At 66.8% G+C, this 13466-nt stretch carries 13 protein-coding genes; 6 read left to right on the forward strand and 7 right to left on the reverse strand.

What is annotated here, in order from left to right; all coding sequences use genetic code 11:
* Positions 1-2: 2 nt before the first annotated feature.
* On the forward strand, positions 3-2291 hold the full coding sequence (locus tag AC5ZH6_RS00990) for a DUF5682 family protein (RefSeq protein ID WP_496168227.1): 2289 nt from the start codon (positions 3-5) through the stop codon (positions 2289-2291).
* Complete coding sequence (locus AC5ZH6_RS00995; protein ID WP_496168228.1) at positions 2288-3481, forward strand: VWA domain-containing protein; 1194 nt, start codon at positions 2288-2290, stop codon at positions 3479-3481. Before AC5ZH6_RS00990 ends, AC5ZH6_RS00995 begins: the two co-directional genes overlap by 4 nt.
* A 14-nt stretch (positions 3482-3495) precedes the next feature.
* Here AC5ZH6_RS00995 and AC5ZH6_RS01000 read toward each other — a convergent pair whose 3' ends face one another.
* A complete protein-coding gene (locus tag AC5ZH6_RS01000; protein ID WP_006369003.1) occupies positions 3496-4371 on the reverse strand; it encodes an alpha/beta fold hydrolase in 876 nt (291 codons plus the stop codon).
* Positions 4372-4496: 125 nt separating this feature from the next.
* On the opposite strand from AC5ZH6_RS01000, the gene AC5ZH6_RS01005 reads away from it, so the two are divergent.
* A complete protein-coding gene (locus AC5ZH6_RS01005) occupies positions 4497-4802 on the forward strand; it encodes a GlsB/YeaQ/YmgE family stress response membrane protein (protein ID WP_006369004.1) in 306 nt (101 codons plus the stop codon).
* Between the two features lie 13 nt (positions 4803-4815).
* On the opposite strand, the gene AC5ZH6_RS01010 is transcribed toward AC5ZH6_RS01005, so the two are convergent.
* Positions 4816-5256 carry a DUF5994 family protein gene (locus AC5ZH6_RS01010; protein ID WP_006369005.1) on the reverse strand — a complete coding sequence of 147 codons (441 nt, stop codon included), beginning with the start codon at positions 5254-5256 and terminating at the stop codon, positions 4816-4818.
* A 237-nt stretch (positions 5257-5493) separates the two neighbouring features.
* Between AC5ZH6_RS01010 and AC5ZH6_RS01015 the strand changes: the two genes are divergently transcribed.
* Entirely contained in the window at positions 5494-5952 is a 459-nt protein-coding gene (locus tag AC5ZH6_RS01015; RefSeq protein ID WP_006369006.1) for a hypothetical protein, read from the forward strand.
* 12 nt (positions 5953-5964) lie between these two features.
* On the opposite strand, the gene AC5ZH6_RS01020 is transcribed toward AC5ZH6_RS01015, so the two are convergent.
* Positions 5965-6468: a hypothetical protein gene (locus tag AC5ZH6_RS01020; RefSeq protein ID WP_094601552.1), complete on the reverse strand. Its 504-nt coding sequence runs from the start codon at positions 6466-6468 to the stop codon at positions 5965-5967.
* 161 nt (positions 6469-6629) lie between these two features.
* Entirely contained in the window at positions 6630-8360 is a 1731-nt protein-coding gene (locus tag AC5ZH6_RS01025) for a DUF3556 domain-containing protein (protein WP_094601553.1), read from the reverse strand.
* 285 nt (positions 8361-8645) lie between these two features.
* Between AC5ZH6_RS01025 and AC5ZH6_RS01030 the strand changes: the two genes are divergently transcribed.
* Complete coding sequence (locus AC5ZH6_RS01030) at positions 8646-9548, forward strand: type IV toxin-antitoxin system AbiEi family antitoxin domain-containing protein (protein WP_094601554.1); 903 nt, start codon at positions 8646-8648, stop codon at positions 9546-9548.
* Positions 9549-9806: 258 nt separating this feature from the next.
* Entirely contained in the window at positions 9807-10280 is a 474-nt protein-coding gene (locus AC5ZH6_RS01035) for a hypothetical protein (protein WP_094601555.1), read from the forward strand.
* A gap of 289 nt (positions 10281-10569) precedes the next feature.
* Here the strand turns inward: AC5ZH6_RS01035 and AC5ZH6_RS01040 are convergent, their stop codons facing one another.
* Genes AC5ZH6_RS01040 through AC5ZH6_RS01050 form a run of 3 tightly spaced genes read right to left on the reverse strand, consistent with a single transcriptional unit; the run spans position 10570 to position 13431 of the window.
* Positions 10570-11304: an SDR family NAD(P)-dependent oxidoreductase gene (locus AC5ZH6_RS01040; protein WP_006369012.1), complete on the reverse strand. Its 735-nt coding sequence runs from the start codon at positions 11302-11304 to the stop codon at positions 10570-10572.
* A gap of 13 nt (positions 11305-11317) precedes the next feature.
* Complete coding sequence (locus AC5ZH6_RS01045) at positions 11318-12082, reverse strand: SDR family NAD(P)-dependent oxidoreductase (RefSeq protein WP_094601557.1); 765 nt, start codon at positions 12080-12082, stop codon at positions 11318-11320.
* The gene (locus AC5ZH6_RS01050; RefSeq protein ID WP_094601558.1) at positions 12079-13431 is read right to left on the reverse strand and encodes an MFS transporter; all 1353 of its coding nucleotides are present in this window, start codon (positions 13429-13431) and stop codon (positions 12079-12081) included. The genes AC5ZH6_RS01045 and AC5ZH6_RS01050 overlap by 4 nt, the downstream gene beginning before the upstream one ends.
* Between the last annotated feature and the right edge of the window lie 35 nt (positions 13432-13466).

Here is a 13466-nt window from a genome sequence, read left to right on the forward strand (position 1 = left end):
ACATGCCACCCACCACCGTCGAGGTCCCCAGCGCGCCCGTCGTGGCTCCGGGCACCTACGTGCTCGGCGTCCGCCATCACGGACCCGGCTCGGCGCGAGCGGTTCTCGGTGAACTCGACCGCATCCGGCCCGACGCCGTGCTGATCGAGGGCCCGGCCGACGCGTCGGATCTGATCGCCGCCATCGTCGATCCCGGAATGGCGCCGCCGGTCGCGTTACTCGGCTACGCCGCCGACGATCCGTCCCGCGCCGCGTTCTGGCCGTTCGCCGAGTTCTCCCCGGAATGGCAGGCGATGCGGTGGGCCACCCGGGCAGGCGTGCCCGTCGAATTCTGCGACCTGCCGACTTCCCTCGTCTTGGACCATCACGCCGGACCCGTCGAGCGGGACCAGGAGTTCGACCCCACTCGCGCCGACCCGATCGGACGGCTCGCCGCTGATCCGATTGGGCGGCTCGCCGCCGTGGCCGGCTACAGCGATCCCGAACGCTGGTGGGACGACGTCGTCGAAACCCGTGGCGAAACCGGCGGATTCGAGGCGATCGCCGACGCCATGACCGCACTTCGCGACGACGAGACACCCGTCGAGGCCGACGAGCCGAATCCCGAACGCCTGCACGAGGCACGTCGCGAGGCCCACATGCGGCAGGTGCTCCGGAAGACACTCAAGGCGCCCGGCGCGGAGCGCGTGGTGATCGTCTGTGGGGCATGGCATGTCCCGGCGGTGTCCGGGAAACTGCCACCCGCCGTCGCCGACACCCGACTGCTCAAGGGCATGCCCAAGGTCCGCAGCCGGGTGGCGTGGGTACCGTGGACCCACTCCCGCCTAGCCAGCGCATCCGGCTACGCCGCCGGCGTCATCTCACCGGGCTGGTACCACCATCTGTTCGCCACCACCGACGACGTCGTGGTGCGCTGGCTCATCCATCAAGCCAACCTGCTGCGGGACAAGGACATCGACGTGTCGTCGGCGCACATCATCGAGACCGCACGCCTCGCCGACGCACTCGCACTGATGCGCCACCGCCCGCTACCCGGACTCGCCGAGATCAACGAGGCCACGCTATCGGTGATGTGCCAGGGTGATTCGGGTCTCGCCGACCTCATGTACCGCGAAGCGGTGATCGGGGAGCGACTCGGCGGCGTCCCCGACGACGCGCCCGTCGTCCCCCTGCAGGCCGACGTGACCGCCGCCGCGAAATCGGCTCGGCTGAAAATGGATCCGGTCGCCCGGGAACTCGTCGTCGATCTTCGCAAACCCGCCGACAAGGCGAAATCGCTGCTGCTGCATCGCCTCGCGATCCTCGGCGTCGCGTGGGGAACACCCGCCGAGGTGCGCGGGACCGGCACGTTCAAAGAGGGATGGACCCTGGCGTGGCGGCCCGAGTTCGTCGTCGACGTGGTGATGGCATCGGTCTGGGGAACCACGGTGCGCGCCGCGGCCACCGCAAAGATCGTCGACCGCGCCACCCGCGGCGAGTCCCTGGGTGACGTCACCGCCGCCCTCGAGGCGGCGTTACCCGCCGAGCTCGTCGACGCAGTGCCCGCGGTACTCTCCGCACTGGCCGACCGGGTCGCCGTCGACCACAATGTGGCACAACTGATGTCGGCATTGCCGGCGCTGGGACGGGCCCGGCGCTACGGCGACGTCCGTGGCACCGACACCGGTGCACTCGGCGACGTCGCGTCGTCGTTGCTGCTGCGTATCTGCATCGGCATCCCCGGTGCCGTCTCCACCCTCAACGACGACGCCGCCCGCTCCTTCAAGGAGCACGTCGACGCCGTCCACGAGACGGTCGCGTTGCTCTCCGACGAGGATCGCACCCGGTGGACCGCCGCGGTGCGGATCATCGCCGACCGCACCGATGTCAACGGACTCCTCGTGGGCCGGGCGACTCGTCTACTGCTCGACGGCGACCACATCGACACCGCCGACGCCGCGACACGGGTACGATTCGCCCTCTCGAGCGGCGCCACCCCGACCGCGAAAGCCCAATGGATCGAGGGCTTCCTGGGTGACGGCGGACTGTTGCTGGTGCACGATCGGGAATTGCTCGCCGTCCTCGACGGCTGGCTCACCGGGCTGACCGAACAAGACTTCACCGACGTGCTCCCGTTGCTGCGCAGAACCTTCGGCCTGTTCGACCGATCGGTGCGGCGCAACATCGGCAACCGTGTCGCCTCCCTTGATCAGAGTCGAGGCGGCCAGGATGCCGACGCCGCCACCACCTTCGACGCCGAGCTCGCCGCGCCCGCGGTGGCCACGATCGCCGCACTCCTGGGGTTGCCATGACCGACCTGCCCACAGTCCCTGCGGAAGACGGCGCGCATCAGCGTGACCGGAGATGGCGACTCGTCCTCGGTGAACCCGCCGCCGAACAGTTCGCCGGACTCGGCGGCGCCGACCTCGAGATGGACGGCGCACTCGCCGCGCTCTACGACGCGGACACCACCAACAGACGCGGCGGACTCGGTGCATCAGCGCCGTCGGTCGCGCGGTGGCTCGGTGACATCCGAAAGTACTTTCCGTCCACCGTCGTTCAGGTGATGCAACACGATGCCGTGACCCGGCTGAACCTGCATGCGTTGCTCACCGAACCGGAACTGATCGACAGCGTCGAGCCCGACATCGACATGGTCACCACCCTGATCGGTCTCGGCCGCGCGATCCCCGAAAGCTCCAAGGCCTCCGCGCGGGCGTTGGTACGCAAGGTTGTCGACGAGGTCGAGAAGCGGATCGCCGAACGCACACGCAGCGCCGTCGGTGCCGCGGTGGACCGTGCCAGCCGCGTGCACCGCCCGAAACTGCGTGACATCGACTGGAACGCCACGATCGCGCGTAACCTGCACAACTATCTGCCCGAGCAGAAGACCATCGTTCCCGAACGCCTCGTCGGGCACGGGCGACGCGCCCAGGTGGTGAGCAAGGACATCATCCTCGCGATCGACCAGTCCGGGTCGATGGCGAGATCCATTGTGTACGCGTCGATCTTCGGTGCGGTGATCGCGACCATGCGGTCGGTGCGGACCTCGCTGGTGGTCTTCGACACCGAGGTCGTCGACCTGACCGACCACCTCGACGACCCGGTGGACGTGCTGTTCGGAACCGCACTCGGCGGTGGCACCGACATCAACCGCGCCATCGCCTACTGCCAGGACCTGATCACCCGGCCCAACGACAGCATCTTCGTGCTCATCTCCGACCTCTACGAGGGAGGCGTGCGCGACGAGATGCTCAAGCGGGTCGCCCACATGCAGGCCGCGGGCGTGCAGGTGGTGGTGCTGCTCGCATTGTCCGACGAGGGCGCACCGGCTTTCGACCGCGAGATCGCCGGAGCGCTCGCGGCCATGGGCATCCCGGCCTTTGCCTGCACCCCCGATGCCTTCCCCGACCTGCTCGCCGTCGCCATCAATCGCGGCGACATCGTCGGATGGGCCGACGCCAACGAACTGTCACGTCGGGGAATGAGTGACGAGGAGTAGCGTGGCCGGGAGGCTCAATCGAGTTGTCGGCGAATGATTTCCGCCAACTGGTCCGGCGCGTCGCTCTGCACCGAGTGGCCCGCATCGGCGACGGTGATCACCTGGGCGGACGGCCGGACCCGACGGAGGCGGGCGATGTCGTCGTCGGTGGTGAACGGTGAGCGACCGCCCTCGACGAGGGTCAGTGGCGCCTGCACCGCAGCGAGGTCGTCCCACATCGGTGCCGGATCGGGTGCCTCGCGAATCCGGTCGTAACGCCACACCCACGCACCGTCGTCGCGTTGGCGTGTGTTGTGGATGACGCCCCGACGGACCGATGCGCGGGAGCGATTCGGGGATGCGGCGGCGGTGAGGTCGACGATCTCCTCGAGTGTCGAAAACTCCTGCGGCCCTTCGATCAACGCGACCGTGCCGCGCGCCGCGGCAGTGAGATCGGCAGCGCGACGTGGTGATTCGGGTGTGACGTCGACCAGGGTGGCGCGCGGCACCGAGTCGGGAGCGATCGCGGCGATCCGCAGCGTCGTCAAACCGCCGAGCGACATCCCGACGACGAGGTCGGCATCGGGGGCGAGTTCACGCAGGACCGGGAGGAGGGTGTCGGCACTGACGTGCGGGCGGTAGTCGTGGTCGTCGCGCCACGACGAATGCCCGTGTCCGGGCAGGTCGACGGCGAGCGCGGGCACGTCGAGATGCAGCATCATCGTGTCCCAGGTGTGGGCGTTCTGCCCGCCGCCGTGCAGCAACACCACCCGTGGTGACGCGGGCGTCCACGCGAGCGCGCTGATCCGCTGCCCGGCGACGTCGGCGTCGACGCGGGTGACCTGCGGCAGCGGTTCGGTGCGGCCGATCTCGTCGGCGATCTCGGCAAGCAGGGCGAACTCGGAGGTCATCGCCCGAGGTTACGACGGTGACGGCCTGGTGCCGAGCTTTGGGCCCACGGCGATCGGCCACGACGACGCCCCGTGTGGACTACCGTCGCCCTCAGAGGCAACGGAGCCAACCAGAGGAGTTCACGATGACCACACTCGCGGCAACCGAGATTCTCGCCCGATCGTCGACCACCACAAGCGTCGGCTGGATCGGCTACATCATCATCGGCGCCCTCGCCGGCTGGATCGCCGGGAAGATCATGAAGGGCGGCGGCTCGGGCCTGCTGCTCAACATCGTGATCGGCATCGTCGGCGCGCTGATCGGCGGCTTCCTGTTGAGCTTCTTCGTCGACACCGCGTCGGGTGGCTGGTGGTTCACGCTGTTCACCGCGATCCTCGGATCAGTGATCCTGCTGTGGATCCTCGGGCTGGTGCAGCGCTCCCGAACCTGAGTGTGGGTGCGGGTCAGGCGGTTGCGAGATACTGCCCGGCCCGCGCCAGGATCTGCTGAGCGCGACGGGCATCCAGCGAATGGATGCGACCGTCGGTGATCTCGGTCTGACCGGCCAGACGCAGGAGCAGCGCGGCCAGCGCCGACCCGGTGCGCGACGGGATCACCAGTAGCGACGCCGTCGTCGTGGGTGTCGTCAGCGTCATCAGCGGCGGGACCGCAGGCGCATCCGCGGAATCGAGGCCGGGATACCGGCGGAAGCTCTGCCAGTTGACCTCGATTGCCGTGATCTCACCGAGGACCGGCGCCACCGCCGTCGACAACCGGCTCAACTCGTCGGCGATCTGAACGGTGTAGGGATACCAGGCCCCGGCCACCGAGGCTTTCGGGTCGCTGCACAAGCGGACTCGCGTCGGTCCGAGGGTCACCGAGGGACGGCCGGGGGTTGCATTCACTGCGCACATTCCTGACTTGCGGTCTTCCCGCATCGTATGACCAACACACGACCACGCGTCCACGTTGGGTATGAGTGCGAATCAGTTACCTGGGACTATACGCCACCGGGTGTGGGGTGCCGGGGACCGTAGCGGTGTGGGTGAGGTCCCACGGCCAGAATGTTCGCAGTGGTAACGATCCGGGTGGCTGAAACGACATTCCCGTCACAGTCACGAGTCGGGGAGAAGGAGAGCTCCATGCCATCGACTCCATCACCGACTTCGCGGGGCACGGTCGCGCGCTGGGCAGCGATCGCCGCGACCGCGGCCGTTGCCACGGCTCTCGGAACCGGCGTTGCCGCTGCCGACGACGGCAACACCAGCACCACCCTGTACACACTGGCGAGCACCGGAACGTGCGCGGGAACCCTCACCGCAGGTGTCAGCCACTACCCCAACGAAGCCGACCTCGTCGCCAGCGGCACCCTCTACGGCGTCGGGTCCTGTTCTCTCGACATCGATTTCGTCTTCACCAGCCGCGCCGACGGGCACACCGCGACCTTCACCCGTCACTTCTCGGGACCGGGATTCATCGGCCTGCCCGGCGCCGACATCGTCTCACCGGGTGCACCAGGCGTGTACGACGTGACCGTCAGCCCGCGTGCCCCTCACCTCGGCGGGCAGCGGCTGACGATCGACACCGTGTATCGGGGATGAGCGCGTCGTCGGTCATCCGCAGGTCGAGAGGTCCTCACCCTTGCGGCAGAACACGACGGAGTCCGCTTGTGGATAGACCGCGAGCAGCAGTGCGTTGTGTTCGCCGCGCTGCCCGATGATCGCCTGATACTGCTTGCCTGCGGCGAGCACGCCCTTGCTGCCTGCGCCGGTCTTGCTGATCGGGCGGTCGATCGTGGTCAGGATTCCGCACTTCTGGAAGATCTCGGCGCGCTGGGGATTCCAGGTCAGCGTCCACGTCTCGGTGTTGGCGGTGTTGTCGCCGAACGTGATCTTGCCGCTGCCGCTGTTGTCGAGGACGATCTCCTTGGCCCCGTAGCCGACCCAGTCGCCCACGAACGGCGCGCGATCCGAGCAACCGGTGCTCGGTGCCGACGTGGCAGGCGGATGGCTGTACTGCGGATCCTTGGTGCCGCCGGCATGTGCCGTGGCGGGCAGGGTCACCGCGAGTGCGGCAGCGCAGAGTGCCGCGGCGCCAAGGGTTCTCAATCGATTCACGAAGACTCCCGAAGTGGTGGAAGGGACAGCGGGTCGTTCCCGGACATTACGCAGGGATCGGGGCGACCGTTGTCGGCCATTCGGGTGAAAGCGGGTGTAACCGTCCGAACGGACTACGGGCTGAACGGATCACGGGCTGAACGGATCACGGGCTGAACGGATTATGTGCTGGTGGCCCGCCAGGTCGTGGTGACCGGCACGTCGTCGTCCCAGGGTTGGCGGGTGACGAGGTCGGCGACGTTGACGAAGCCACGTTCGAACTCGCCGGTGGCGGCGTCGACGAGGCGGTACTGCTGGGTCTGATGCTGGATGGGTTGGGCGTCGAGCAGGACGATGCGGACCTCGCCCGGCTCGAAATGGCAACGGCGTTGCAGGGATTCGATGAGCTGCTCGTTGGACAGGTGACCGTCGCCGAAGTTCCAGCCCATCGCAGTGCTGCAGATGCGTTCACCATCGGTGAGAACGTAACCGGTCTCGTCGTGCGGTGCCATGGCGCGATGGGCGAGAGTGAACAGCGCCCTGCCGTGACTGTTGAACGCGCGGAACGCATATCCCATGTACAGCGGGATCTGGGCGGCCTCCGGGCTGCCGTAGAACCGTTCGAGTTGCGCGGCGGGCATGGATGCGATGGCGACGATGCCGCTCTCGATCTTCGCCGACGCCGACGGCTTGATGCACCACAGCGAGGTGTCCCAGTTACCTGCGTAGTAACGCATCCCGGGTAGGAACGACACCTTGCGCGGGAACAGGTTTCCCAGGATGACCGTGCCCGCCGACACGCAGAACAGCACGATCGGCCAGGGGGAGTGAAGGTCGGCGAGACCGATGCCGGGATGGCCGACGAAGATGGCGACGATTCCGAACATCATGAAGACGTTCCACTCCAGTGGCACGCCCATCGGGATCGACGAGAGGATGCCGAAGTGGAAGATGAGCATGACGGCCGCGGCCACCGCGGTGAGCCATCCGCCGCCGGAGAAGAACAGCACCAGCGGCACCAAGCCCTCCACGGCGGTGGAGACGTGTGCGATCCACCGGGAGCGTCGTCCGGGACGCAGGTCGTCCGGAAAGTGTTCGAAGAACGTACGTTTGATGGTCGGTGACCGCCAGATCGGGTTGTTCGACATCATCGTGGCGATCACGAACGGGAAGTGCTTGTTGAGTTTGCTCGTCGCCGCGCCGACCCAGATGACGAGGAAGACGAGCTTGGCGCCGAGGATCATGTCGGTGCCGACGAACAGGAACGTCACGCAGAACGCGCCGTATACCTCGCCGCGGGCGGCGAGGAAGACCGTCTTGTCGCGCAGGCCCAGGACTGCGAGGAGTGCGATGATCGTCGCGATCTGCCAGATCGGCAGGACCCCGACGTCGGAGTGCAGGTTGCCGGTCGAGCGTGACCCCGAGCTCGCGAGTGCCACCACGATCATCACCAGGAGTGCCGCATAGAGGGTGATGTCGAAGGGGCCGCGGGTGTCTCCGGCGGAGAGTGGGACCTGGGGCCAGGGTGGTTGGCGAATGGTCTTGAGGCGCAACCAGTAGAGGATCGATCCCATCGGCGGGAAGAATCGGTTGTTGAGAGGGCCGAAGCCGCAACCCAATCCGACGACCTCGAACAACATCGTGTAGAGCACGACCTTCTGGAAGACGATCGGCTCGTTGTACCAGGAGGCGACATCGAGGATGCCGTGGATACCGGGGGTGGCCACCACAATCGCCCAGCCGATGACGATGTAGGCGAGGATCTTGCCCACATAGAACAGGTGCAACGCCACCGGCGTACCGAAACCGACCTCGGCCCAGTGCCGCGCCATCGGCCTGATCTTCTCGGCGCGGCTGCCCTGGCTCCAGGTGGGAAAGTCGATGTCAGGGGTGTTCTGCTGGAGAAATCCCATACGTGTTCGCGCTCCTCGATCACTGTGCCGTGACCGAACCTAACAAACCAAGCGAGCGCTTGGTGGGTGAACGGGGTGTCCGGGAGCTGGGGGCCGGGCACGCGGGTGTACGAATATAACTTCCACCGAATCGCGCGAAAACGGTCGAAAATCGGGGTCGGTGGTCCGCTCAGGTGGAATCTGTATTCACACCCGGGCTGTCGGGAGCCGCAGTTGTCCACAGATCCGCCGCCGAGCGCGATCGAGGCCCGAAATTGGGGCACTCGCACGGCACACTCTCGGGTCATGACTCCCGCCGATCTCACCTCAGCCGCCGATGACCGCTGGTTCGGTGTCTTCTCGTTCGCTGAACTCACCCGACGTGGAATGGGCCAATCGCAGGTGACCCGAATGGCCAAGAGCGGAGATCTGCGCCCTCTTCGCCGCGGGTGGTACGCGACCCCGTACGCCGATAGCCGCGTGGTGGAGGCTGTTGCCGCCAACGGGGTGTGCAGTTGTGTGACGGCGCTCGACCTGCACGACGTGTGGGTGCCGCCGCACGGGAAACGGGTTCACGTGCGGTCGCGGGAGTCCGGGCATCGCAGTGGTCGGGCGGCACGCTTCTGTCGCCGGTATGGCCGTCCGCTCCCGGAGATCTACCCTGTCGACGACGTCCTCACCGCTCTCGCCCATGCCATCAAGTGTCTGGACGCCGAAGGGATCATCGCGGTGTGCGACTCGATCCTTCACCGAGGTCTCGCAGAGATGTGCGATCTGCGGGAGGTGTTCGCCGCCGCTCCCGAACGAGTGCGGAAACTGCTGGAGCGCTGCGACGATCGAGCCGAGTCGGGGACCGAATCCATCATGCGACTGAGGCTCCTGGCGATGGGGTTGTCGGTAGCGGTGCAGGTGACCATTCAGGGAATCGGACGGGTCGATCTCGTCGTCGGCAGGCGACTGATCATCGAACTCGACAGCATCGAATTCCACGACCTCTCACCGGAACAGCGCGAAGCCGACCGCATCCGCGACGAAATGGCGCACCGGCTGGGTTACCTGCCGCTGCGGTTCTCCTACAAGCGCGTGATGTTCGCGTGGGACGAAGTCGCCGAAACCCTCGCGGCGATCCTCAGACGCGGTGACCATCTGCGCGCGCCCGCGGCGGCCGCCGACTACGACCGATCGTTTGTCGAGGACTGGTCGGCCTGACACGTGCCGCGATACGAATACAGATTCCACGTGAGCGGCTCACCGACCCCGAAAATCGGGTGTTTCGGGCCAAATCCGTGGAAGTTGTATTTGTAGTTGTGCCTCCCCCGATCGGGGGAGGCACGAATCCACCGGTGGATCCGCCGGTTGGCGGGGTTCGGAACGGGTGCTCGGCGGGCAAAGTCAGTGATGTCAGAACGAACGACCTCGCCAGCCCCGACCACTCCCGGCCAGGACCCGCGGAACAGGAGGAACATCATGAACATCTCGAAGAGCATGAAGAACCGCGCACTCGCCGGAATCGCCGGCATCGGCATCGCCGCCGGTCTCGCACTGGGCGGTGCCGGACTGGCCGGCGCGGGCACCGTCCCGGTCACCCATCCCGGTCAGCCCACGATCGCGATGACGATCACCAACCACACCGACAAGACCGAATGGTTGGACGGCGCCACGGCCGGCACCGGCCAGTGGGTGCAGGCCCCGCGGCAGACACTGGCTCCCGGAGCCTCGGAGATCGTGGTCTCCAACGCCCCGAACAGCCCGGAGGAGACGAACTTCGTCAACTACCGGATCGGTGCCTTCGGGCCCCGCGCCACCTACGAGATCGAGAACATGGCCGGCAACGTGAACACCGCGATGACCGGAACCTCCGGCGGCGGCCACTACTTCATCAACGCCCCGCACATCGACACCGGATACCCGAACGTGAACGTCTCCTACGACCTCTGGTGAGGCAAGTCGGCCCTTCTCGCCTCGTCCCAGTCCGGGCCCAACCCGACCTGGGCGAGGTGAGCAACGGGATGGCCGCTGTGCAGTGCGACGGTGGCGACGAGGTCGTCGTAGGTCCGGCACACGTGGGTGGCTCCCGTTGCGGTGCCGACCGTCCACCCCTGAGTGATCACCCTGATGGACAGCCGGGGAGCCAGTGGCGCGAGCCGACGGGCAACCGCCGCCCGCCGACGCGGCCCGCTCACCCAGCGAGCGGCCCAGTCCACCGGCGCCCCGGCACATCCACCGCACATCAGGGCATCACGTCTCCGGAGTTGGGACCCAGGACCTGCCCGACGTAGAGATTCCCGCCGGGATTCGACGCGAGCAGAACCGCGGTGGGTGCCACCTCCTCGGGTGTGCCGAAGCGGCCCAACGGCAATTCGGCACGCTTGGCTCGCTTCCAGTCGTCGTCGATACCGTCGACCAGGGGTGTCTCGATGGGTCCGGGCGCGATCGCATTGACCAACACGCCGTCGCCGGCGACCTCCTGCGCGATGGACTTGGTCATCGCGATGACGCCCGCTTTGGCGGCGGCGTAGTGCGCCAGTGACACTCCTCCTTTGATCGCCAATTGCGACGCGACATTGATGATGCGACCGTCCTTTTGCGACACCATCGTTGGCAACACCGCCCGGTTGAGCATGAACACACTGGTCAGATCGATGTCGATCGTCTCGCGCCACTGGGCGCTCGTCATCTCGGATGCCGGCGCCTGGGTGAGAATCCCATGGGAGCACACCAGGATGTCGATCCCACCGAGTTGGGCCACCATGTCGGACACGACGCCAACGATCGCCGACTCCGACGTCGCATCGAGAACGACTCCCTCGGAACCGATTTCGGATGCAACGGTTGCGACCACCGGGTTGCGGTCGGCCAGCACGACGGTGGCGCCGGCGTCGACGAATGCCGATCCGATCGCCAGGCCGATACCCGACGCGCCGCCGGTCACCAAGGCGCGCTTGCCTTTCAGAAGTTCAGACATCTGCGTGCTCCTCTCAGTCGCGCATCGCGGTGGTCAGCGCGCCGTCGACGACGATCGCCTGACCGCTCACGTACGACGCCGCCGGACTCGACAGGAAGCCGATGACCTCGGCGACCTCACGCGGATCCCCGACTCGGCCCCAGGGGATGTAATCGCCCGCTCGATCCAGTCCTTCCGGACCGAGCGAATTGACCGCGTCGGAGGACTGTGGCGTGCGGATCAGACCCGGGATGACGGCGTTGGCCCGAATCTGTCGGGGTCCGAATTCGACGGCGATACTGCGGATCAACCCGAGGACACCGGCCTTGGCGGTGGCGTAGTGGGCGTGATCCTGCCACCCGTATACACCGCCGGCGATCGACGACACCGCGGTCACCGAACCGCCGGCACCCATGTGACGCAAACCTGCTCGTGCCGTGCGCATCACACCGTGCAGGTCGACGTCGAGGAGGTCGTGCCACTGCTCGTCGCGCAGGTTCGTGAACGAGGCCTGCCGCAGGATCCCGGCGTTGGCCACCACGATGTCGAGCCGACCCCAGGCGGCGACGAGGCTGTCGGCGAACGCATTCACCGAGTCCGTCGATCGGACGTCGACCTCGACGATCTGTCCCTCACCGCCGGCGTCGTGTACTGCACGCAGAGTGTGCTCGGGGTCGTGCGGATCGCCGCTGAAGGTGCCGATACCCACGCGCACCCCCCGTTCGGCGAGGCAGACCGATGTCGCTGCCCCGATGCCGGACGCCGCGCCGGTGATCATCGCGACGGGATTCTCACTCATGACGTGACCTCGGCGTTCTCGACCGCCGGAGTCGGCGACGACACCTTGCGTGCACCGAGAACGACCACCCCGGAGGTCACCGCGCCGAGCGCGCCCACCCAGAGCGCCGCGGTCGAGTAGCCGATGGATGCCGCGGTCAGGGCGGTGAGGATGAAGCCCGAGATGATCGCCCCGGGCTGGGACATCGCACCGATGAACGCCGAACCTGTTGCCCGGCAATCGGTGTCGAAGCACTCGGCCTGGAAGAACATGATGGCCGCGTACGGTCCCAGGAGGAAGAACAGGCCCATCATGTAGGTCACCATGACGTAGAGCTGGCCGGACGGACCGAGCAGCATGGCCGCGAAGAACACTCCGGCGAGCAGCCAGCCGACCGCGATGGTGTTGCGGCGCCCGAATCGGTCACCCGCCCACCCGTGGGCCAGATATCCGGCAACGGCAACGAGATTGGAGACAACGACGAGGAGCAGGGTGCTCGAGGCATCGATGTCCTTGCCCTTCTCCAGCACGGTGGTGCCGAGGACCGAGAACGTCTGGATGCCAAACCAATTGAGCAACCACGCCGCCGAGAGTACGAGGGTGTTGCGCAGGTGCTTACCCTGGAAGATCCGTTTGAACGGCGCGGCGGTCTGCTCGACGGTGGCGGTGGCCGTGGCCAGCGCTGCGGCTTCCTCGTCGCGGCCGTCCGCCCGCAGCTTCTTGATGGCCTGATGAGCCTCGAACTGCGGACTTTCCTTGAGCGAGCGACAGATCAGGGCAACGATCACCGCGGGAACGGTGGCCAGGAGGAACGCGATGCGCCACGAGTCGGCACCGAAGATCGACGTCACGATGGCGACGAAGCCGGCTGCGATGAGCGCACCCGCGGGCCATCCGGTCTGCACCATCGAGTAGACGAAGCCCTTGCGGCGCTTGATCTTCTCGTCCTCGGTCAGCTCATAGAGTTCGTTGAGGTAGGTGGCGTTGACCGACTGCTCCGCCAGACCGAGGCCGCTGATCGAGCGCACACCGATCAACGATCCGGCGCCGAAGGTGGCAGCGGTGGCGGCCGACGACGCGGCGGTCCCGGCGACGGAGATGATCATGCCCTTGCGTCGTCCCAGCTTGTCGACCATCGGCCCGACGAGCAGCACGACGATCGCGGTCCCGACGCTGACGAGGGTGGAGACGAGCAGGGCGTGGCTGGTGGTCCAGCCGAACGACTCCTCGATTCGCGGGAGCAATGTCCCGAACAGGATGAAGTCGTAGACGGCGATTGTCCAGGCGAAGAAGGCGATTCCGGAGGCGCGGCGGGTTTCTCGGCCGGTCACCCGGCGCAGTCCGAGCTGCGTGGAGGATTGGGTGGGCATGTGAGGGTCTTTCTCGTCAAAGGGTGTGAGAGCGG

This window comes from Gordonia sp. YC-XJ4 (genome assembly GCF_059511865.1).

Coding starts and splice junctions, on each gene's coding strand:
- AC5ZH6_RS00995 (WP_496168228.1), top strand. CDS start 2,288: ATGACCGACCTGCCCACAGTCCCTGCGGAAGACGGCGCGCATCAGCGT.
- AC5ZH6_RS01030 (WP_094601554.1), top strand. CDS start 8,646: ATGACTCCCGCCGATCTCACCTCAGCCGCCGATGACCGCTGGTTCGGT.
- AC5ZH6_RS01005 (WP_006369004.1), top strand. CDS start 4,497: ATGACCACACTCGCGGCAACCGAGATTCTCGCCCGATCGTCGACCACC.
- AC5ZH6_RS01015 (WP_006369006.1), top strand. CDS start 5,494: ATGCCATCGACTCCATCACCGACTTCGCGGGGCACGGTCGCGCGCTGG.
- AC5ZH6_RS01025 (WP_094601553.1), bottom strand. CDS start 8,360: ATGGGATTTCTCCAGCAGAACACCCCTGACATCGACTTTCCCACCTGG.
- AC5ZH6_RS00990 (WP_496168227.1), top strand. CDS start 3: ATGCCACCCACCACCGTCGAGGTCCCCAGCGCGCCCGTCGTGGCTCCG.
- AC5ZH6_RS01000 (WP_006369003.1), bottom strand. CDS start 4,371: ATGACCTCCGAGTTCGCCCTGCTTGCCGAGATCGCCGACGAGATCGGC.
- AC5ZH6_RS01040 (WP_006369012.1), bottom strand. CDS start 11,304: ATGTCTGAACTTCTGAAAGGCAAGCGCGCCTTGGTGACCGGCGGCGCG.
- AC5ZH6_RS01035 (WP_094601555.1), top strand. CDS start 9,807: ATGAACATCTCGAAGAGCATGAAGAACCGCGCACTCGCCGGAATCGCC.
- AC5ZH6_RS01045 (WP_094601557.1), bottom strand. CDS start 12,082: ATGAGTGAGAATCCCGTCGCGATGATCACCGGCGCGGCGTCCGGCATC.
- AC5ZH6_RS01050 (WP_094601558.1), bottom strand. CDS start 13,431: ATGCCCACCCAATCCTCCACGCAGCTCGGACTGCGCCGGGTGACCGGC.